Consider the following 21,253-nt stretch of genomic DNA (forward strand, 5'->3'; position numbering starts at 1 on the left):
TTCCTCTATATACCATTGTAATAGTAATCTTCTCCAAAAAACGAACAAATTATTACAAATTTTCGAAAATTTATTTTTAATAATTTTTCTTTACTATTTTGAAACTATAATAAAAAAAAGAACCAAATTAAATTGGTTCTTTCCGTTATTTTAATTTATTCACTTGGGTTTCAAGCATTTCTAGATCCATTTGTCCCTTAATATAATGATTAATCGTTCCATCTGAATTAATGAAGAAGGTTTCTGGTAATCCTAAAACCCTATAATCACTACTGGCTTGGTTTTTTGGGTCTACTAATAGTGGAAATGTATAGCCTTTCCCTTCAACAAATTCATGTGCATTTTCAGCCTTCACTTCTGACGCCGTCATATTCACTGCTAATACTTCCACATCATCACTTTTTGTCTCATAAAATGTCTGGATATCAGGCATTTCTTCACGACATGGTTTGCACCAAGAAGCCCAGAAGTTCACAACTACCTTGTTTCCTCTTAGATCTGATAAACGAATCGTTTCGTTTTGATCATTTAATAATGGTAATTCAAAGTCAGGAGCAGTGTTTCCAATTTCAATACCTGTTACTCCCCTTTTTTTATCTTCTACAAATTCAAATATAGCATATCCAACCAAACCAAACAGAATAAGTGCTATGACAATTTTTTTAACCATTCGAATCCTCCGTAAAAAAATACTTCAAAGGTCTTCTCTAGTATCATTATACCTACAAAATTGTATAAGAGAGAAAAATTAAAAGGCAGTTTTGTGAACATCACAAAACTGCCTAAGAGTGTAAAGGTTTGTCTAGCTTCAGCAATCGTTGAACAGTTGCATCTGCCTTTCAATTTAGCCTTTCATTTTTTCACGAAGTACCATTTGAAGGATACCACCGTGACGGTAGTAATCAATTTCTACTTCACTATCGAAACGAACAAGTACTTCAAATTCTTTCTTGTTTCCTTCTTCGTCAGTAGCAGTTACTTTTACATAGTCACGTGGTTTTACATTTTCGTCAATCTTAACTTCGATTTCTTCTTTACCAGTCAAGCCAAGAGTTTCAGCATTTTCACCTTGTTTGAATTGAAGTGGTAATACACCCATCAATACAAGGTTACTACGGTGGATACGCTCAAAGCTTTCAGCAATAACTGTCTTAATGCCAAGTAAATTTGTACCTTTCGCAGCCCAGTCACGAGAAGAACCCATGCCATAGTCATTACCAGCAATAACAGCTAAGCCAGTTCCATCTTGCTTGTATTTCATACAAGCATCATAGATAGACATAACTTCTCCTGTTGGCCAGTAAGTTGTCCAGCCGCCTTCTGTACCAGGAGCGATTTGGTTGCGAATACGGATATTCGCGAATGTTCCTCTTGTCATCACACGGTCGTTACCACGACGTGAACCGTAAGAGTTAAAGTCACGAGGAGAAACACCTTTTTCTTGTAGGTATTTTCCAGCTGGTGTGTCTTTACCAATTGAACCTGCTGGTGAAATGTGGTCAGTTGTTACGGAATCACCAAATTTACCAACTACACGTAGTCCACTTAATGGTTTAACCTCACCAGGATCTTTAGACAGACCTTCAAAGAATGGTGGGTTTTGAATGTATGTTGAATCTTCATCCCACACATATAGTGCTTCGTCAGTACTTTCAATTGCGTTCCAACGCTCATTATCATCAAACACACGTTCGTATTCTTTTCTGAATAGTTCAGGTGTCACTGTTTTCTTAACTTCTGCTTTCACTTCTTCTGCAGAAGGCCAGATATCCTTGAAGAATACATCGTTACCGTCTTTATCTTTACCGATTGGTTCTTTTTCAAGATCAATATCGACAGTTCCAGCTAGTGCATATGCCACTACAAGTGGTGGTGATGCAAGGTAGTTACCTTTCACTAGTGGGTGAATACGTCCTTCGAAGTTACGGTTCCCAGAAAGAACAGATGTAATCATTAGGTCGTTTTCTGCAACTGCTTTTTCAATCTCAGGTGCTAAAGGACCTGAGTTACCGATACAGGTAGTACATCCATAACCAACAGTGCTAAATCCTAGTTTTTCTAGATAAGAAAGTAATCCTGAATCTTCTAAATAACCAGTAACAACCTTAGAACCAGGTGCTAATGAAGTTTTTACAAATTTAGGAACTTCTAGACCTTTTTCAACTGCTTTTTTCGCAACAAGTCCAGCACCTAACATAACATATGGGTTAGAAGTATTTGTACAACTTGTGATCGCAGCAATTGCAATATCACCAGTCTTCATTTGTACTTCTTCACCATCATTAAATTTCACAGTAATTTCTTTGTTAATTTCTTCAGGAGTTAGGCCATATCCTTGGTTACCAGTTGCTTTTAAAGCGGTTTGGTAAGCTTCTTTCATTTTTGAAAGTGGAATTAAATCTTGTGGACGTTTAGGACCAGAAAGATTTGCTTCAATTTCAGAAAGATCGATTTCAACAACATCAGTGAAAATTGGATCTTCAACATCTGCTGTATAGAATAAGCCGTTTGCTTTACAATACTCTTCTACAACTTTAATGTGTTCTTCATTACGGCCAGTTAGACGAAGATATTCTAAAGCTTCTTCATCTACTGGGAAGAATCCACATGTAGCACCATATTCTGGCGCCATATTAGAAATCGTTGCACGGTCAGCAAGTGGAAGTTGAGAAATTCCAGGACCAAAGAATTCAACAAATTTTCCAACAACGCCCTTTTGACGTAATACTTGCGTTACTTTAAGAGCTAAATCCGTAGCTGTTGTACCATTTGGTAATGTACCTACTAATTTAACACCAATAACTTCAGGTACTGGGAAGTAAGATGGTTGACCAAGCATACCTGCTTCAGCTTCAATACCTCCAACACCCCAACCAAGAACACCAATACCATTGATCATTGTAGTATGTGAGTCAGTACCTACTAGTGTATCTGGGAATGCTTCAAATTCACCGTTTTCACCTTCAACCGCATGAACAACATTTGCTAAGTACTCAAGGTTAACTTGGTGGACAATACCTGTTGCAGGCGGTACAGCACGATAGTTATCAAAAGCTTTTGTAGCCCAGCTTAAGAACTTATAACGCTCAGCGTTACGTTCGAATTCCAGCTCCATATTAAATTGTAGTGCATCAAGTGTACCTGCTCTATCAACTTGTACAGAGTGGTCAATTACTAAATCAACTGGGATTTCTGGATTGATTTTTTGTGGGTCTCCACCCATGTCAGCCATTGCTTTACGAAGTGAAGCTAAATCAACAACAGCAGGCACCCCTGTGAAGTCTTGAAGAATTACACGAGAAGGCTTGAATGGAACATCTACCTCTTGTAACTCGTCTGTTCCCCATTTTGCTAAGTTTTCAACATGTTCCTTTTTAATTACTCTTCCATCAACTTGACGTAGTACAGATTCTAATAGAACCTTAATGGAATATGGCAATTTTGAAACGTTACCAATTTTCGCATCTTCTAATGCTTGTAAGCTATAATAGTTATACTTTTTGCCGTTTGCTTCAAAAGAAGAACGTGCATTAAATACATCATGCTTTGCCATATGTATACCCCCTTCATTTAAATAATATCGCAATTTAATTAAATTGTCGAAATATAAGAGATTTCAAAACTCCCCAATACATATATTAATATAACTATAGACATAAGTAAATAACAAGAAAGTTATTATGCTCTATAAGTTTTACTTATAAAGCTTTAGGATAATTTGACGAAAATGGAAGAAAATAAAGTTGGAGGTGAAGAGAATGTCGAAACGCAAAGCAAATCATGTACGTCCAGGAATGAATGATGCAAGTGCACAAGGTGTTGGAGCTGGATACAATGAAGAGTTCGCAAATGAACCCTTAACAGCAGAACAACGACAAAACAATAAAAAAAGGAAGAAAAATCAGTAAGCCTACGATGCGAGAGCAACCCGCTCAGTGTAAATCGTTTGTGATAGCATCGGACTACGATACTGAAGACTTCAAAAGCAAAACCGTACTGATAAAATGAATGCCCGCATTATGCGGGCTTGTTTTTATTCATTCACTTCATTCATGATGGAATCTAAATCCTGTTGAAATTGCTGAAGTTGGGCTTTCTGATGCTCTGATGCCACTTCTAACGCATTTTCAATTTGTTGATAAGCTTCGTTTACCTCATTTTTCAATCGCTTTAAATGAGCTCCATAATCAGGATCATTTAAAACAATATTTTCATAAACGTCTCTTGCTTGCTCTGTTCCCTGCTGTGCAGCTTGGAATGCTTGCTGCTTATCCTTATGATATGGCATTTTTTCAACTCCCTTAAGGTGATTCGTGCAATTATAGCTTCCCTTTTTTCCAAAAAATCATTCAGTGCAAAATCGCATAAAAAAGTGGAAATACACTTATCCTAATAACACAAAGGGGGGAAAATTCATGGGAGAAAAAAACACGTTCAAGGATATTCGAGCAAATGGTGGACAAAGTACAGGTAGTCAACCTCAGCCAATGAGCGGTTCTAAAAAAGTAAAAAACCGAAATCACACAAGACAAAAGAATAATGCTGGCCACGATATGTAAAAATAAAGAGCCGCTTTTTTTAGCGGCTTCTTATTCAATGAGTGTAAACGCAAGTACTAATTCTTCGATTTCTTCGTTTTCTATGGTACGAAAATCAAGTATGACCTTATCGTTTTTAATTCGAGAAATGATCGGAATTGAGTGTTGACGAAGTAAAGTTGATATCTCCATTGTTGATTTTTTTATGTGCGATAAACGAACAACGTAAGTAGGTACTTCAACTCCAGGCATCGTACCCCCACCTATTGGTGAAACGTCCTCTATTATTTCTACATGATAAAGTTTCGTTTTTTCTTCTAATTTCTCTTTAAAAGATTGACAACGTCCCTTTATTTCCTCTTTTAGAGTTATGATATCCCGTATCGTTGGAATATTATTATATTTTCCTTTGAGATAATCTAATAACGTTGCTTCAAGTGCAGCATACGTCATTTTATCAACTCGCAATACACGAGCAAGTTGATGTTTTTTTAATTGGTCTACCAAGCGTTTTTTCCCAACAATAATTCCCGCTTGTGGACCACCAAGGAGTTTATCCCCACTAAATGAAACAAGGTCTACACCATGAGCCAAAATATCTTTTATTACTGGTTCATCACCGATCCCATGGTCTGTAAAATCATATAAAACTCCGCTTCCTAAATCTTCATAAATAACAAGATCGTCTTTCTTTTCCTTTAGACTAACGAGTTCTGGGATTTCAACGGTCTTAGTAAAACCGATTGTCTTAAAATTACTAGTATGAACTTTAAGGATCATCGATGTTTGATCGGTTAGAGCATTTTCATAATCGGTTAAGTGTGTTTTATTTGTTGTCCCTACCTCAACAAGTCTAGCACCACTTTCCTCCATAATAGCAGAGATTCGAAATGATCCCCCGATCTCTACTAATTGGCCCCGAGAAACAATCACCTCTTGGTTTTTAGCTAATGCACGTAAAATAAAGAAGACAGCTGCTGCATTATTATTAACCACCATCGCGCTTTCAGCACCTGTTAATTGTATTAATAAAGATTCTACAATGGAATGACGGGAACCTCGCGTACCTTCGAACACGTCATATTCTAAGTTTGAATACCCTTTCGCAATTTCTACAACATGGTGAATTGCTTCGTCACTTAGTCTAGCACGTCCTAAGTTCGTATGTAGAACGGTACCAGTTGCATTGATTGTTTTTGTTAAGTAATATTTCGTGTTTTTTATTAACTCTTTTTCTCCTCTTTGAAAAATTGACGCCATCATTTCTTCCTTCGATGAAATCCCTTCATTCCATTCCCCATAAACAATTTCATTTCGAACGCTAGATATAACTTGCCTTAATATATCTGTCAAATATTCTTTCTCCACTTGGTAACGTTTCGAAAGCTTTGCAAACATCGGGGTCGTTTGTAGGTCATGTATGGCTGGCAACAGTTGAAACAAATTTTTCATTTAAAATCCTCCACAAATGCACTATGTATCCTTATTTTTACATGATTGCATTACACTTTACAAACAGATTGTACAATTTTCGCTATTTTCAGTATCACAAAGAACCAACTTATTGAATATCCTGAATATAGAATTTCATGGAGGTCCAAATTATGAATAATTATGATAAATCCAACCCTCTTCGCTTGAATGGGTTGGAGGACTGGATGAGACAATTTCTAGAAGATCCCTATCTATTAGATGAATATCAGTTTCGAATTGATTTATTTGAAACACAAGATGAATATATTATTGAAGCTGAATTAACCGGATATCAACCTGAACAAATCCAGTTACATGTTTTGAACGACACATTTCATATCAAATTGACAGATTGCGAAACACCTCCAAATGACACAATATTAACTGAAAGAGTCGTCACCTTTCCTTTCGAATTAGAAAGAAAGAAAATTGAAGCACTTTTTCGAAATGAAATCCTCGAAATTTATATTAATAAAAATGGAAAACGCAAAAATAACAAAAATCATATAAAAATAAAAGTCCTGTAATTGTTACAGGACCTTTTTACTTTAGAATCTTTTCATAATTCGTTATCGTTGTTCCTGGAAAGTAAAAATGAATAATCTCATCGTATTTTTTCCCGTTATCCCCCATTATACTTGCTCCCCATTGACTCATCCCCACTCCATGCCCATACCCTCTCCCCTTCATTACGTATTCGGAGTCATTCGATTGGAGTGAGTCTATTAAATAACTCTTAAAGATATTACCGCCTATCATAGGACGTATTCGATTTAAATGAACATTCTCTAATGTTACATTCCCTAATAAAATGGTTCCATCTACTAGCCTTTGTAGGAATTCAACCTCAATTGTACCCGTCATGGAACGGTTTGATTCGAATCTGTTAGAGTTTACTTCGAATTTTGGAATCGAAAGGATTGCAATATCTCCTGGAAAACCTTGTCGGTTGAGCGATCTTTTTATGTTATTGGTTATTTCTTTATCTGTTTCTTGTAAGTTCTCCCATGCATCTGCTGATTCCCAATCAATTTCTTCAAGGTTTATTTGTGTTTTAGATAATCTAAATTCCCACGGGTGAATGGGATCAAAGGGATCTTCCTTAATTGGATAAAAAGTTCTGCTTTTTCCGCCCCAGACATTCTTATTATTTTCCGTCATTCCGCCATTACTTGCTGAATAAAAAGCATCAATTAGCCTGTCCTTATATGTAATAACTTGACCCTTTGTGACTTCAACGGCCTCAGTCGTTCTCACATTCCATACATAGCCCCCATATACCTGATAAAAGGTTGTATCATCCATATCTTCATTCAGATGTGAAACAGCATATGTCCTTGCAGCTAGTGCTTGTGCTTTCAGCGCCTCGATATTCCAAGAAGGAAACACTTCAAGCGGGACAACCCCTTTTAAATAATCTTCTAATGGTAGTTGATTGACAGGACGTACAAAATGGTTGTTTTCGACTTGAAATTCCATCGCACCTAAGTATGGTCGTTCATTAATATAGACGCGAGTGTTTTCATTATAGCTTTGAGGGATTAGTAAAAAGGTTTGTTCAACCTGCTGATTAACTTCTCCTCCTTTAATATGCATTTTTCCATTTTTAACATATAAGCTGTAGTTCACTCCTTCTTTTAATGATAGTGTCGGGTCTAAACTGAAATAATCACCTTGTATTTGTATCTGAATTTCATCAGTGTCACCGACAAAGTTTTTAAGTCGTACCCTTACCAATTCTTCAGCTTCTCCTTCGGAAAACCCACATACAAATAAAAAGAGACATAGTAAAAATAGAATTTTTTTCATATTCGTATAGTTCCCTAGTGGAAACAATAATATGATTGTTCAACTTCTTATTATTTTCGTATAAAAAGAGGGAACTTTATTCAAAACACTTGTCTGATACGGTATAATGTTCTATTGAGGTGAACAATTTCATGCTTAGCGGATGGTTTTTATGGTTTATTCTTATATGGGTTGTCTTTTTTATTACAATGCTTGCCATTGGAGGCTTTTTCATGTTTCGAAAGTTTTTAAAAAAACTTCCGAAAGAAGATGGGAAATCTGAATTAGATTGGCAGGATTATTACATAGAAAAAACTAGGCATCTATGGCCAAGCGACCAAAAGGAATTACTAGAGGATTTAGTTAAACCTGTGCCTGAGCTCTTTCGGGATGTAGCAAGAGAAAAAATTGCAGGTAAAATTGGTGAACTTGCCCTAGAAGAGAAAGCAAAACAAATATCACAGGATTTAGTTGTAAGAGGGTATATCATTGCCACACCAAAACGGGATCATAAATTCTTATTAAAAACATTAAAAGAAAAACAAATAGATGTGACTCCGTATAAGGAGCTGTTCTAAACCAAACAAAACTCGGCAAAAATGCCGAGTTTTGTTTTATTGAGTTGAAGCAAGCTTCTTATATTTCACATACATGGCAATTCGCCATGGCACAATCATAGCAAAAGCAAGAATCCAAAACATTCCACTTAAAGATCCGAAATCAATTGTTGTGCTTAATACTGACTTTAAGACAATCCGGAATGTCAATAAGCCAATTAAGATGAACATAAACGCTTTTGAACGCTTAAGATAGATATCATTATCTCTAATTTCGAATGATGAGGTTTTTATTAATAGAATCGAAAATAGCAATCCTACTACTGTAGCCTCTAGAATTTCGATAGGTGTTACCCTAAACATAGGATGAACAAACATTAATGCACCAGTACTCATAAAGACAGGTGGTAAAATAATCTTTTTAATTGTTGCAGGTTTTTGAGATGATTTTGCTCTTAAAAAAGTTGCGAAAATCGCCATCATGATTGCGACAATTGAAGATGCAATGACCAAGTCAACCATTCCTTTAAACAAATTATCACTAAATTTAAACGAACCCATTTAAGTCTGATTCTTAAATGGGTTTTTAATTAATTTAACACTCTATTTATCGTTTCAACAACTCTGCTATCTTCGAAAGGCTTTACAATATAATCCTTCGCACCTGCTGAGATGGCATCAACAACCATTTTTTGTTGTCCCAGAGCAGAACACATGATAATACGTGCCTTTGGATCCCATTCTTTTATCATTTTAACAGCATCGATGCCATTCATCTCTGGCATCGTAATATCCATTGTAACGAGATCTGGTTTTGTTTCTTTGTACTTTCTAATAGCTTCAAGTCCGTTTTCAGCTTCTGAAACGACCTCATGATCAGCTTTAACTAATATATCTGTAAGAGTAAGTCTCATAAATTTCGCATCATCAACAACTAAAATTCTAGCCACTATCAAATTTCCCCCTTTGAATATCATTCTCAGGTTGTTTCGATTAAAAACCAGTAAATCCACCAAAAATAGCAGTAGCATATGCGATAATTTTGGTCATCCAGTCAAAATACAAGACAACCCCCATGATAATCATGGCATAACCACCAATTTTTACAATCTTAATACTGTTCTTTCGGATCCATTGTAAACGTCCAATGAAAAATGAAAGAATGAGAAATGGAATGGAGAATCCTAGTGAATACAATACCATGTACAACATCGCCGAATCAGGATTTGTACTACCTAGTGCAATAACAGACATTAAGATAGGTCCCATACATGGTGTCCATCCCGCTGCGAAAGCCATTCCAATAAAGATTGATCCTATATATCCACCTGGACGATTTTTAAATTCAATTTTACGATCTTTCATTAGAAAGCTTGGCTTTAAAATACCTAGCACAACAAGACCAAAGAATATTATAAAAATGGCCCCAATTTGGCGAATTAAATCTTGATACTCACTAAAAATTCGACCAACAAATGATGTTCCAAAACCTAGCATGATGAAAATAACCGAAAATCCTACTAAAAAGAAAATCGTATGTAAAATACTCCGTCTTTGTAACATTGCATTATCTGTTTTCAATTCACTTACAGATGCACCCGTTATATAGGATAAAAATGCTGGATATAACGGTAAACAACAAGGTGAAATAAACGATAAAAATCCTGCACCAAAAGCAAGAAACGCATTTACATCTGCCATTGTAACAACTCCTAAAATGATGTTCATTATCATTCTAGCAAATAATAATATATATTCATAATTTTTTCATATGAACATTTTGTGTCTTTCATGTTGAAGATATTTCCAAACAACTTATATATCTTTCAATTCCCATTATATGTTATACTATACATAATTCGTAAGACGACTTTGATAATATGTCAAGAAAGGGTTATTCCTTGTGTCTAAAGAACAACTTCTTCTTAAAATTGAACAAAAAAGAACTGAACTGGTAGAAATAGTTCTGAAGCATGGGTATACAGCTGCAGTTACTATTAAAGTAAGCCAAGATTTAGATGGCCTTTTAAACCAATATAATACTGAAAGAACACAGAAAAGCCTCTCAAATTCATGAGAGGCTTCTTACATGACCGCTTTTTCAATACTACCATTCTGAAGTAAAAACATTTTATAATATAATCCTTTTTTAGCTAAAAGCTCCTGATGTGTACCTTTCTCTACTATTTCCCCTTGGTGTAAAACTAAAATGAGATCAGCATCTTGAATGGTAGACAACCGATGAGCGATCGCAATTGTCGTTCTTCCCTGTCGCATCTTTTCAAGGGCCTTTTGGATTTCCTCTTCCGTCTCTGTATCAATGTTAGCTGTAGCCTCATCTAAAATAAGGATTTTCGGATTCATAACAATTGTTCGTGCAAATGCTAGCAATTGCCTTTGTCCACTTGAGAAAGTGGCTCCTCGTTCAACCACATGATAATCATAACCACCCTCCAGCTGAGAAATAAAATGATCTGCTTGAACAAATTTGGCTGCTTCCTCCATTTCCTGGTCCGTAATGTCTGGATTGTTTAACCGAAGATTTTCCCTTATTGTCCCGACGAACAAAAACGGATCCTGAAGGACTAGACCTATTTTTTGACGAAGCATACTATTTTCATATGTTTTAATCGAATGTCCATCAATTAATATTTCACCATGTTCAATGTCATAAAATCTCATTAAAAGATTAATAATAGAACTTTTTCCACTGCCCGTATGTCCTACTATTGCAACAGTCTCCCCTGTTTTTGCAGTAAATGAAATATCTTTTAAGACATCACGCTTTCCATCATAGGAAAAGCTAACATTTTTGAATTCAATTTCTCCTTTTTCTATCGTTGGATTCTTATTACCGATTGTTTGCGGTGCTAGTTCATCATGATCGAGAAGCTCAAATACTCGCTGGGATGCAACGACCGCTTGTTGAAGGAGAGATAAGCGCATCATCATTTGGTTCACTGGTTCGAAAAATCGTTCTAAATAATTAACAAATGCAAAAAGAACACCTACTTCTATCGGGCTCTCAAGAGCTGAAATACCAAAAAAGCTTAATACCATAATAATGGTTATAATATAGATGAAATCTACTGCTGGTCTTAATAAGAGACCATCTAGCTTAATATTTTTTATCCCAGCTTGGTAATGTGCCTCATTAATTTCAGCAAACTCCCGACGTAATCTTTTTTCTTGACGGAACACTTGAATAATCGCCATTCCTTGAAGTGATTCATTAAGCTTTGCGTTTAGTTGACTTAATCGTTCACGCATATCATGGTAATACCTTGAACTAAATTTACGGTATGTTTGCATTAGTACAAAGAGAATGGGTATTAGTAATAAACAAACGAGTGCTAGTTGTACATTTAGATAAAACATCGCAATAAAAATCCCAATCAATAACACACCATTTTGGACAAAGGTTGCAACAACCTCAACGAACATGTCTTTTATAGCCTCTGTATCATTTGTCACTCTTGAGACTATACTTCCGCCTGGTGTTTTATCAAAATATTTAAGCCCGAGTTTATGAACCTTTGAAAATACTTCGACTCGCATTTCTCGAATAATTTTTAATGCAATTTCCTGGAACTTTACCAATTGAAAGTACTGAAGAATGACTTTCGTTACATGAATAAATAGGTATAACGCACCTAAGTATACCAATGGCTCAACTGGTAGGTTTCGAGGTGTTAAGTATTCATCAATGAATACTTTTATAATTATGGGACCAATGATATCCCCAATCGTGGCAAGTATTAATAGGGAAAAGGCAATGATGAATTCTTTCGAATGTGATTTTGTATAAGAAAGCAGCCGTACTATGGCACGCCTTTGGTCTTTTTTAGTCATTTTCGTCATGATTTAACCCCCATGCTCAACAAGAGATTCAAGTTGCTGTCGCTGATACATATCACGGTACCAACCCTCATTCTCCATAAGCTCGTCATGTGTACCACGCTGTACGATATTTCCATCTTCTAGGACAAGAATTTGATTAGCATGTTGGATTGCACTTAATCGATGTGAGGTAATAATCGTAGTTTTTCCTTTCCGATTTTCCCGTAGGGCACGTAATATTTCTTCTTCCGTCTTAGCATCAACAGCAGATAAGGAATCATCAAGAATTAAGATTTCTGGATTCAACAATAATGCTCTAGCAATTGAAATCCGCTGTTTTTGCCCACCTGATAGTGAAACACCACGCTCACCAACTACGGTTTCATAGCCATCTGTGAATTGTAGGATATCCTCATGAATATTAGCTAAACTTGCCGCTTCCATAATTTCCTTCATCGAGGCATTTGGTTTTGCAAATGCAATATTGTCTGCAACTGTAGCTGAAAAAAGAAAATGATCCTGTGGAACATAGCCAATACCTTTACGTAACGCATTTAAGGTATAAGATTTAATCTCGTTTTCACCTATTAGTATCTGACCGTCATAGCCCTCTATTTCACGTATAAGTAGTTTTAGCAAAGTGGTTTTTCCTGCACCTGTTTTCCCAACAATTCCAAGTGTGTGACCTCTATTTAAGCTAAAATGAATGTCCCCAAGGCTTTGCTTTTGTTCTCCTGGATATGAAAAGTGGGAGATGGAATATGTAATATGACCTGTTGGAGTTTTTTCATTTGGTTCTTTAGAATCTGTTATTTCAATGGGCTCGTTGAGAAGGTTTTGAACACGATCATAGGATGCTCTTCCCCGCTCCACTATGTTAAATAACCAGCCAAAAGCAAGTAGTGGCCAAATTAATAGTCCTAGATAGGTTGTAAAGGAGACTAGTTCTCCTAAAGTCATTTCGCCTGCCAGTACATACCTGGACCCGAATACAATCGCTAGAAAAAAGGAGATTCCGACTATCAATGAAATCGTCGGATCATAGAGAGCATCTACCTTTGCTACAGATAGGTTTTTTTTGACTACGTCGTCGGACTGTTTTCGAAATGACTCGATATCTTCCTCTTCCTGACCGAACGTCTTAATGACCTTAATCCCACTAACACTTTCTTGCACTTTATCATTCAAACTTGAAAAGGCTTCCTGCGCCTTATGAAAACGTCTATGTAAAAGGGTCCCATAATAATTTGTAGACAGTGCCATAAATGGTAAAGGAATAAGACAGATTAATGTAAGTTTCCAACTAATTGTAAAAGCCATCATCAATAAGACAAAACCACCTGTAGCAAGTGAATCTACTAAAGTTAAGACACCAGAGCCTGCTGTTTGTTGAATAGCCTGTAAATCATTTGTAGAATGTGCCATTAGGTCACCTATTCTTCTCTTCTGGAAAAAACCTTGAGACATTTTGGTAAAATGTTCATACAATTGGTTCCTCAGCAATCTTGCTAGCTTAACAGACGAACCAAAAATCATGACTCGCCAGAAGAAGCGAACAATATATACCGTGCATGCGGTTCCTAGCAAGATAGCCAACCATTTAAATAAACGTTCCTTCGTTAACGTTCCTTGTGTAATAAAATCAACTGTCATGCCGATAACTTTTGGTGGTACAAGCTCCAACAAAGCCACAATTAACAATAAAATGATTCCCATCAGGTATGATTTTTTCTCCTGCTTAAAAAACCACATTAAATCAATAAAGATTTTCATCCTATAATCCTCCGAAAGACGAAATAAGTGAGCCATAATAGTTTACCAAATTTTTATAATTCTAGAAAGATAAACCAAGCAATAATTGAAAAAATAAAAGGAAATCATTCTATTTCTTAAAATTTTCAACTATAATGTTCGTTAGATGATATATTGAGGTGATTAGGAATGATTAAATATAAGGAACTTCATCATGTGAGTTTATCGGTAACAAATCTTGAAAAAGCAAAGGATTTCTATAGCAATATTCTTTGTTTAGAAGAGCTTGAACGCCCAGGTTTTGATTTTCCAGGTGCGTGGTATGCCGTTGGAAATCAACAAATACATTTAATTGTTTTGCCTGAATCACAAACGATTCGCAAAGACAAAAGCATTAGTAGCCGTGAAGGTCATGTGGCACTAAGAATTGATAACTATTATGATACACTGAATTGGTTATCCATGAACAATGTACCTGTTCTTGAAAAACCAGACGGCGCCAGTGGTTTCGCCCAAATTTTTTGCACCGATCCTGATGGAAATATCATTGAGTTAAACGTGCCTCAAAGAGAGTTATAAAAGGAAAAACAAAAGCCACTTTTTTAGTGATTTCACACTAGAAAAGTGGCACTGATTGTAGTTGGATGCAGATATGCTTGTCCGATTTTATCGTTTGTCCATTTGACCATTCATTGTATTTGACATTTTCTTTTGTTGTTAGCAATCATTCTTAGCTAATTTTTTCGAACTATAAAAAGAAAACACGATTCTAATTCGTTCAATATTTTTAGACATAAAAAAACACCCTTTCTAGTTGATATTTCAACAGAAAAAGTGTTTTTTGATTGTGAAAGCGTAAAATACATCAAAGTGATGAGGCAAATTACATCTAATCTAGATATTTATATATGCCTCACTAGTAATTGACCAAAAACCCCTGATGTTTATTGCTTGTCCATTTGACCATTCATAGCTTTTAGCATTTGATTGATCTTCTTTTGACTTGGCTTTTGACCCATTTGCATCATCATTACTTTTAGCATTTGCTCGTTGATTGGTGGGTTTTTCTTTAAATAGTTCATCATGTATTTACGTGCAATAAAGAAACCTAATGCTACGCCACCAAGTAAAGCTACCACGATTAGTAAGATAGCTAACCATAATTCCATACCAAAACTTCCTCCTTCATGTTGTCTCACTACAGTGTACTAAACCAATAGCAATTATACAATATTTGTTTAGTGTTTTCCTAGCCTTTTATACAAACTTTCTTTCTTTTATAGGGTTTAACCATCCATATTTATTTGATGTAAAATCCATTGCTAAAAAACAGCGATCATATTTTCGAAGGATTTCAAAGAAAGCTGTTTCAGCTTCATAGCTGCCTGTTGATTGAAGATGAATAAAATTTTTATTGACTGCTAGTTTGGCGTAACTATTAAATTCATTCCATTCTAGAGTATGTATATGGCTTTGATGCTTATAAACGGAATAATGAGCTAGGCTTGATTCGATCTTCTGTTGGATCCGTAACGATGGAATTGTTCTTGTAATAAACTCTATTTGTTTCGTTAACACTTCTTTTCGTTCATGTTTGGATTGATTATGTTCTAAAAACAGATGATAGATTAGTGATTCACGACCAAAGTAATGAGTGGCAAATTCCTCTTCTATTAAATATATGTGGTATTCTCTCATACTCTTTCCTCCTACTATTACCTGTTACAAATAGTATATTTGAAAGAGTCTGTGCTTTTTGTCTTATACTGGAGTAAGAATCGTCTAGTTTTGTCGAAAGCGTTACTTATGTAAAAAAGGGGGGCTTTTTAGACCCCCTTTCTAAATTATTGAAGTAATTTTTTGACTCGATTCACCACATTTTCTACGGAGAATCCATATTCTCTCATCACAATTTCACCAGGAGCAGAGGCGCCAAATTCATGAATTCCAATAATATCACCTTCATCGCCTGTATATCTCTCCCAGCCAAGTGGAGTAGCCATTTCGATCGCTAGTCGTTTTTTTACATTTTTAGGGATTACAGAGTTTTTGTATTCTTGTGACTGAGCTTCAAAGCGATCCCATGATGGCATACTTACAACCGATACCTCAATATTTTCACTTGCTAGTTGTTTTTGTGCTTCAACGGCAAGACTAACCTCCGAACCAGTTGCTAACAGTAGGGCTACCGGTTGTCCTGATGGTGCAGGAGATACGACATAAGCACCCTTTTGTACACCTTCATATGCTTTTTCAGCCGTTCCTTCTAATGTCGGTAAGTTCTGTCTTGTTAAGACTAGTGCAGTTGGAACCTCTTTTGACTCGATCGCAACTCTCCATGCTGCAGCTGTTTCATTTCCATCTGCAGGTCGGATAACTGATAAATTTGGCATTGCTCTTAATGCAGGTAATTGTTCGATTGGTTCATGTGTTGGTCCGTCTTCACCAACTGCAATACTGTCATGCGTAAATACGTATGTGACAGGTACTTTCATAAGTGCGGCAAGTCTTATTGCTGGACGTAAATAATCAGAGAATACAAAGAATGTCCCACCGTACACCTTTAAACCACCATGGAGAGCCATTCCATTTAAGGCAGCCCCCATTGCAAACTCACGAACCCCAAACCATATATTGCGACCACTATAATCATGAGGCATAAAATCAGATGCACCATTGATCATCGTTTTATTTGACCCCGCTAAATCAGCCGAACCACCAAAAAATTGTGGCACGCTTTGCGCAATGGCATTTAATGTCTCGCCAGATGATGCTCTAGTTGCTAGCTTTTTCCCAACTTCGTAAACAGGCAATGATTTTTCCCAACCATCTGGGAGAGTACCATTTATAGCCATTTCCAACTGTTTTCCAAGCTCTTGGTTACTTTCCTTATAGCTACTGAATAAATTGTTCCATTCCTGCTCACTCTCTGCTCCCGTTTTTTGCACTGTTTCCTCAAAATGAGTATAAACCTCATTTGGAACATGAAAATCATTTTCAAACGTCCAATTGTATGCTTCCTTCGTTAATTTTAATTCATCAGCTCCCAATGGTTCCCCATGAGCCTTTGATTTTCCTGCGCGATTCGGTGAGCCATAACCAATTGTTGTTCGAACCTCAATGAGTGTTGGTCGATCTAAATCCCCTTTTGCTTCTTGAATCGCCTTATCAATTGCATCAATATCATTTCCATCTTCAACACGAATGTACTGCCAGCCATATGCCTTATATCTTTGCTCTACAGATTCAGAGAAAGCCTGATCAAGGTCTCCATCAAGTGAAATATCATTGGAATCATATAAAACGATTAAGCGACCTAGTTTCAAATGGCCAGCCATTGATGATGCCTCACTAGATACTCCTTCCATCAAGTCACCATCGCCACAAATGGCGTATGTATAATGATTAACGATTTCAAATTGGTCTTTATTGTAAACAGCTGCTAAATGTCGTTCTGCCATTGCCATTCCTACAGCCATAGCAATACCTTGACCAAGCGGACCAGTTGTAGCATCTACACCTGCTGTATGACCGTATTCGGGATGTCCTGGTGTTTTACTTCCCCATTGACGAAATTGCTTTAAATCGTCAATCGTTAAGTCATAACCTGATAAATGTAGCATGCTGTATAAAAGCGCAGATCCATGTCCAGCAGAAAGAACAAAGCGGTCACGGTTAAACCAGTTTGGGTTTTTCGGATTGTGTTTCATATGTCGTGTCCAAAGTGTATACGTCATCGGCGCAGCGCCCATTGGCATCCCTGGATGTCCTGAATTTGCTTTTTCTACTGCATCGATTGAAAGTGTTCGAATCGAGGCTATTGATAAATCAGTAATTGAATGTGTCATTAAGCAATTCATCCTTTCAAGTTTTGTTCTTTATCATGTAAAAATAATGGGTTCTTGTGTAGTATGCACAAAAAAAAAGAATACATAGAAATCTATGTATTCTTTGTTAATGTAAATTTTTACGTTTACTCTCTTTTAATTTTTCTGGAGTTACATCATTACCCTCAGGATCGACAATCTTTACTGAGTGTAATGTATTAGTCATTGAACTTCTGAAAACACGTAAATACTCTTGCCTTAGTTCTTGTTGTTCTTCTTTTTCTTTATCAGTAAGGCCTACTGTTTTAGACTTCTTTGATAGTGCGTTGATCCGCTCAATTTTATCTTTTGAAAGCATAGTATGACTCCTTGTATTTTCATTTCTAAATCATAGTACATAGTACTAGATGAAAGGAAATTTTACAAGTGTTCTACTAATTGTCTTTTTCCTTTAGCTTGCAGTAATGAACACCATTCCCATGCTTAATAAAACAAAAAGTACATAATAGATAAACCCGTCTTTTATATTTTTTAACATCTTTCTCACTCCTATAGAATGTTTGTTCGCATTTTATGTTTTTATCATATACCGAACAAATGTTTTTGTCAACAATAATTCGAACTTATGTTTGTATAACATAGTAAAACATGTTATACTTTATTTAAGAATTTCGGTATTTGTCGTAATCGTGTAGATAAATAAACCAAAGAAGATAAACACGAAACATACATATAAAAAGAATATTTATAGTTAGGGGATGAGTGTAGATGACAACTAAGCTTTCAAAAAGACAGCAAGATATATTGAATTACATTAAACAAGAAGTGAAAGATAAAGGATACCCACCTTCCGTTAGGGAAATTGGTGAAGCTGTTGGACTTGCATCAAGTTCAACAGTACATGGCCATTTGTCCAGACTTGAGAGCAAAGGGTTAATCCGAAGAGACCCGACAAAACCTCGTGCCATCGAAATTTTACATGTCGATGAAAATGAAACAATTCCGACTGCAAATGTCGTAAATGTTCCTGTCATCGGTAAAGTCACTGCTGGTCAACCCATTACAGCGGTAGAAAATATTGAAGAGTACTTTCCATTGCCTGATCGTTTCGCTGCTCATGACGACCAAATTTTCATGCTAGAAATCATGGGTGACAGTATGATAGAAGCTGGAATTCTCGACGGAGACTATGTAATCGTTAGACAACAGAATTCAGCAAATAACGGGGATATTGTCGTTGCGATGACAGAAGAAGATGAAGCGACCGTAAAACGTTTCTTTAAAGAAAAAGACCATATTCGCTTGCAACCCGAAAATTCTATGCTTGAACCAATTATTCTAAAGAACGTAAGCATTCTTGGAAAAGTGGTTGGCGTATACCGTACGATTCATTAAGTAGCAAAAGAACATTTCGTTATCGAAATGTTCTTTCTCGCTAACATCAAAGAACCCTTACCACGAATGGTAAGGGTTCTTATTATTTTATTAATACATTTTCATATATTGTTCTCTTTCCCATGGATGAACTTGAGTACGGAACATATCCCATTCAATTTCTTTTGCTTCAACAAAATGTTCGAATAAATGTCCGCCTAACGCTTTGATTAACACCTCATCCTGCTTAAGCTTATCTAATGCTAGAGATAGTGTCGGTGGTAAGTCTACGATTCCCGCTTCATTGCGCTCTTCTTTATTCATGATATAGATATTTCTGTCTACTGGTGCAGGTGGCGTTAATTTATTCTTAATACCATCCAAACCAGAAGCGAGTAATACAGCCATGGCCATATATGGATTTGCAGAAGGATCGACAGAACGTACCTCTACACGAGTACTTAATCCACGTGAAGCTGGTATACGAACAAGTGGACTTCTATTCTGAGCAGACCATGCCACATAACATGGTGCTTCATAACCAGGAACTAAGCGTTTATAAGAGTTAACAGTCGGATTTGTTACAGCTGTAAAATTCGGAGCATGCTTTAGAATACCAGCTATAAATTGTTTCGCTGTTTCGCTTAATTGAAGGTCGCCTTCTGGATCAAAAAATGCATTTTTTTCGCCTTTGAACAATGAAAGGTTACAGTGCATACCAGATCCAGCTACACCAAACAATGGCTTCGGCATAAAGGTTGCATGTAAACCATGTTTACGTGCAATGGTTTTTACAACAAGTTTGAACGTTTGAATTTCATCACAAGCCGTAAGAACATCCTCGTATTTAAAATCAATTTCATGTTGTCCAGGTGCTACCTCATGGTGAGAAGCTTCAATTTCAAATCCCATTTCTTCAAGCTCTAATACGATATCACGACGGCAGTTTTCACCTAGGTCCGTAGGTGCTAAGTCAAAGTAACCACCATTATCATTAAGCTCAAGAGTCGGTTCGCCGTTTTGGTCTAGTTTAAATAAGAAAAATTCAGGTTCGGGTCCGAGATTGAAATCCGTAAATCCTAACTCTTCCATTTCTTTCAAGACTCTTTTAAGGTTGTTTCGCGGGTCCCCTTCGAATGGGGTACCATCTGCATTATGGATATCACAAATTAAACGAGCAACTTTTCCTTTTTCGGCAGTCCATGGGAAAATAACCCATGTGTCTAAATCAGGAAAAAGGTACATATCTGATTCTTCAATGCGCACAAACCCTTCAATGGAAGAGCCATCGAACATCATTTTATTGCTCAATGCTTTTTCTAATTGACTTACAGGAATTTCAACATTTTTAATCGTTCCAAGGATATCTGTAAATTGTAAACGAATAAATTTCACATTTTCTTCACTTGCTAAACGAAAAATATCATCTTTCGTATATTTGGACATTAAGTCTTCCTCCCCAAACCTAGTTGTAAGTATAGTTTTGTCATCTGTTGCTATTTATATAGGCTATTTTCATAAACATTGTTATTAGTTAGATGTGTTGATACACGAACTTCCAATTCCCCGACAATCTTTAAGAAAAGAGCCTAATGAAAAAATCTCGACATATCACCATGATGTGGACTTGATTGCTTTTTAAATCTTCCTGCTTGTAAGATCTCATTTCTCAAAAGTCTTCTTAGCTCAGAATTAGAAATTTCTTGTTTCACAGGTTCCACAGGTTTTTCTTCTATTTCTTTTCCCTGTTTTTGAACTGCAAAAATTTGTTTTATTCCAGCCAAGTTAACCTTTTGTTCAATTAAGCTTTTGATTTCAAGTAATCGATCCACGTCATTAAATGAATATAGTCTTCGATTTGTTTCTGTTCTTGCAGGAGAAATCAAACCATTTTCCTCATAATATCGAATTTGCCGAGCAGATAATTCCGTTAATTGCATGACAATTCCAATCGGAAAGAGTGGCATGGAACGCCTAATTTCATCACTCATATGGGACCCTCCTCATTGCAATGAATAGTTAGATTTTATATGATGTCAGATTATCTGTCAACACAATGTTAGAAAATCTGACATGAAAACTTTTTAAAATGATCTTGCCTAAA

General features: G+C 36.2%; 23 protein-coding genes. 7 read left to right on the plus strand and 16 right to left on the minus strand.

The annotated features are described in order from the left end of the window. Nucleotides 1-145: 145 nt before the first annotated feature. Nucleotides 146-670, minus strand: coding sequence for a redoxin domain-containing protein (locus ACWPVE_RS20830; RefSeq protein ID WP_453996731.1), 525 nt, complete (start codon nucleotides 668-670; stop codon nucleotides 146-148). 174 nt (nucleotides 671-844) lie between these two features. Beyond that, entirely contained in the window at nucleotides 845-3,553 is a 2,709-nt protein-coding gene (acnA, locus tag ACWPVE_RS20835; protein WP_453996733.1) for an aconitate hydratase AcnA, read from the minus strand. Between the two features lie 205 nt (nucleotides 3,554-3,758). Between acnA and sspO the strand changes: the two genes are divergently transcribed. Continuing rightward, on the plus strand, nucleotides 3,759-3,908 hold the full coding sequence (sspO, locus tag ACWPVE_RS20840) for a small acid-soluble spore protein O (protein ID WP_057999856.1): 150 nt from the start codon (nucleotides 3,759-3,761) through the stop codon (nucleotides 3,906-3,908). Between the two features lie 125 nt (nucleotides 3,909-4,033). Here sspO and ACWPVE_RS20845 read toward each other — a convergent pair whose 3' ends face one another. Then, complete coding sequence (locus tag ACWPVE_RS20845) at nucleotides 4,034-4,288, minus strand: hypothetical protein (protein WP_453996736.1); 255 nt, start codon at nucleotides 4,286-4,288, stop codon at nucleotides 4,034-4,036. A gap of 127 nt (nucleotides 4,289-4,415) precedes the next feature. Here ACWPVE_RS20845 and ACWPVE_RS20850 point away from each other — a divergent pair, with 127 nt between their 5' ends. Further along, on the plus strand, nucleotides 4,416-4,559 hold the full coding sequence (locus tag ACWPVE_RS20850) for a small acid-soluble spore protein P (RefSeq protein WP_453996738.1): 144 nt from the start codon (nucleotides 4,416-4,418) through the stop codon (nucleotides 4,557-4,559). A 30-nt stretch (nucleotides 4,560-4,589) separates the two neighbouring features. Here the strand turns inward: ACWPVE_RS20850 and selA are convergent, their stop codons facing one another. After that, nucleotides 4,590-5,990 (minus strand): L-seryl-tRNA(Sec) selenium transferase, encoded by a 1,401-nt coding sequence (gene selA, locus ACWPVE_RS20855; RefSeq protein ID WP_453996740.1) that lies wholly within the window; start codon nucleotides 5,988-5,990, stop codon nucleotides 4,590-4,592. A 152-nt stretch (nucleotides 5,991-6,142) separates the two neighbouring features. On the opposite strand from selA, the gene ACWPVE_RS20860 reads away from it, so the two are divergent. Further along, on the plus strand, nucleotides 6,143-6,538 hold the full coding sequence (locus tag ACWPVE_RS20860) for an Hsp20/alpha crystallin family protein (protein ID WP_453996742.1): 396 nt from the start codon (nucleotides 6,143-6,145) through the stop codon (nucleotides 6,536-6,538). Between the two features lie 16 nt (nucleotides 6,539-6,554). Here ACWPVE_RS20860 and ACWPVE_RS20865 read toward each other — a convergent pair whose 3' ends face one another. After that, a complete protein-coding gene (locus ACWPVE_RS20865) occupies nucleotides 6,555-7,820 on the minus strand; it encodes a SpoIID/LytB domain-containing protein (RefSeq protein WP_453996744.1) in 1,266 nt (421 codons plus the stop codon). Between the two features lie 131 nt (nucleotides 7,821-7,951). Here ACWPVE_RS20865 and ACWPVE_RS20870 point away from each other — a divergent pair, with 131 nt between their 5' ends. After that, nucleotides 7,952-8,377, plus strand: a complete 426-nt coding sequence (locus tag ACWPVE_RS20870; RefSeq protein ID WP_453996746.1) for a DUF2621 domain-containing protein — start codon at nucleotides 7,952-7,954, stop codon at nucleotides 8,375-8,377. Nucleotides 8,378-8,413: 36 nt separating this feature from the next. Here the strand turns inward: ACWPVE_RS20870 and ACWPVE_RS20875 are convergent, their stop codons facing one another. Genes ACWPVE_RS20875 through ACWPVE_RS20885 form a run of 3 tightly spaced genes read right to left on the minus strand, consistent with a single transcriptional unit; the run spans nucleotide 8,414 to nucleotide 10,057 of the window. After that, on the minus strand, nucleotides 8,414-8,917 hold the full coding sequence (locus tag ACWPVE_RS20875) for a CcdC family protein (RefSeq protein WP_453996748.1): 504 nt from the start codon (nucleotides 8,915-8,917) through the stop codon (nucleotides 8,414-8,416). Nucleotides 8,918-8,946: 29 nt separating this feature from the next. Then, on the minus strand, nucleotides 8,947-9,306 hold the full coding sequence (locus tag ACWPVE_RS20880) for a response regulator (protein ID WP_453996750.1): 360 nt from the start codon (nucleotides 9,304-9,306) through the stop codon (nucleotides 8,947-8,949). A 43-nt stretch (nucleotides 9,307-9,349) separates the two neighbouring features. Next, a complete protein-coding gene (locus tag ACWPVE_RS20885) occupies nucleotides 9,350-10,057 on the minus strand; it encodes a cytochrome c biogenesis CcdA family protein (protein ID WP_453996752.1) in 708 nt (235 codons plus the stop codon). 202 nt (nucleotides 10,058-10,259) lie between these two features. On the opposite strand from ACWPVE_RS20885, the gene ACWPVE_RS20890 reads away from it, so the two are divergent. Further along, nucleotides 10,260-10,433, plus strand: a complete 174-nt coding sequence (locus tag ACWPVE_RS20890; RefSeq protein WP_453996754.1) for a Spo0E family sporulation regulatory protein-aspartic acid phosphatase — start codon at nucleotides 10,260-10,262, stop codon at nucleotides 10,431-10,433. Nucleotides 10,434-10,441: 8 nt separating this feature from the next. On the opposite strand, the gene ACWPVE_RS20895 is transcribed toward ACWPVE_RS20890, so the two are convergent. Both ACWPVE_RS20895 and ACWPVE_RS20900 read right to left on the minus strand, forming a co-directional pair. Beyond that, nucleotides 10,442-12,217 carry an ABC transporter ATP-binding protein gene (locus ACWPVE_RS20895; protein ID WP_453996756.1) on the minus strand — a complete coding sequence of 592 codons (1,776 nt, stop codon included), beginning with the start codon at nucleotides 12,215-12,217 and terminating at the stop codon, nucleotides 10,442-10,444. Between the two features lie 3 nt (nucleotides 12,218-12,220). After that, entirely contained in the window at nucleotides 12,221-13,969 is a 1,749-nt protein-coding gene (locus ACWPVE_RS20900) for an ABC transporter transmembrane domain-containing protein (RefSeq protein WP_453996758.1), read from the minus strand. A 168-nt stretch (nucleotides 13,970-14,137) separates the two neighbouring features. Here ACWPVE_RS20900 and ACWPVE_RS20905 point away from each other — a divergent pair, with 168 nt between their 5' ends. After that, entirely contained in the window at nucleotides 14,138-14,527 is a 390-nt protein-coding gene (locus ACWPVE_RS20905; protein WP_453996760.1) for a VOC family protein, read from the plus strand. 365 nt (nucleotides 14,528-14,892) lie between these two features. On the opposite strand, the gene ACWPVE_RS20910 is transcribed toward ACWPVE_RS20905, so the two are convergent. The 4 genes from ACWPVE_RS20910 to ACWPVE_RS20925 form a co-directional block, all read right to left on the minus strand. Then, nucleotides 14,893-15,117 carry a YneF family protein gene (locus ACWPVE_RS20910; protein WP_453996762.1) on the minus strand — a complete coding sequence of 75 codons (225 nt, stop codon included), beginning with the start codon at nucleotides 15,115-15,117 and terminating at the stop codon, nucleotides 14,893-14,895. 88 nt (nucleotides 15,118-15,205) lie between these two features. Beyond that, nucleotides 15,206-15,646 (minus strand): sporulation inhibitor of replication protein SirA, encoded by a 441-nt coding sequence (gene sirA / locus ACWPVE_RS20915; protein ID WP_453996764.1) that lies wholly within the window; start codon nucleotides 15,644-15,646, stop codon nucleotides 15,206-15,208. 146 nt (nucleotides 15,647-15,792) lie between these two features. Then, the gene (gene tkt, locus ACWPVE_RS20920; protein ID WP_453996766.1) at nucleotides 15,793-17,796 is read right to left on the minus strand and encodes a transketolase; all 2,004 of its coding nucleotides are present in this window, start codon (nucleotides 17,794-17,796) and stop codon (nucleotides 15,793-15,795) included. 106 nt (nucleotides 17,797-17,902) lie between these two features. After that, entirely contained in the window at nucleotides 17,903-18,133 is a 231-nt protein-coding gene (locus tag ACWPVE_RS20925) for a DUF896 domain-containing protein (protein WP_453996768.1), read from the minus strand. Between the two features lie 410 nt (nucleotides 18,134-18,543). On the opposite strand from ACWPVE_RS20925, the gene lexA reads away from it, so the two are divergent. Then, nucleotides 18,544-19,170, plus strand: a complete 627-nt coding sequence (gene lexA / locus ACWPVE_RS20930; protein ID WP_453996770.1) for a transcriptional repressor LexA — start codon at nucleotides 18,544-18,546, stop codon at nucleotides 19,168-19,170. 90 nt (nucleotides 19,171-19,260) lie between these two features. Here the strand turns inward: lexA and glnA are convergent, their stop codons facing one another. Together glnA and ACWPVE_RS20940 are read right to left on the minus strand one after the other, a co-directional pair. Further along, nucleotides 19,261-20,595 carry a type I glutamate--ammonia ligase gene (gene glnA / locus ACWPVE_RS20935; RefSeq protein ID WP_453996773.1) on the minus strand — a complete coding sequence of 445 codons (1,335 nt, stop codon included), beginning with the start codon at nucleotides 20,593-20,595 and terminating at the stop codon, nucleotides 19,261-19,263. A gap of 143 nt (nucleotides 20,596-20,738) precedes the next feature. Then, nucleotides 20,739-21,140: a MerR family transcriptional regulator gene (locus ACWPVE_RS20940; RefSeq protein WP_453996775.1), complete on the minus strand. Its 402-nt coding sequence runs from the start codon at nucleotides 21,138-21,140 to the stop codon at nucleotides 20,739-20,741. Between the last annotated feature and the right edge of the window lie 113 nt (nucleotides 21,141-21,253).

It is taken from the genome of Bacillus nitroreducens, assembly GCF_964021195.1.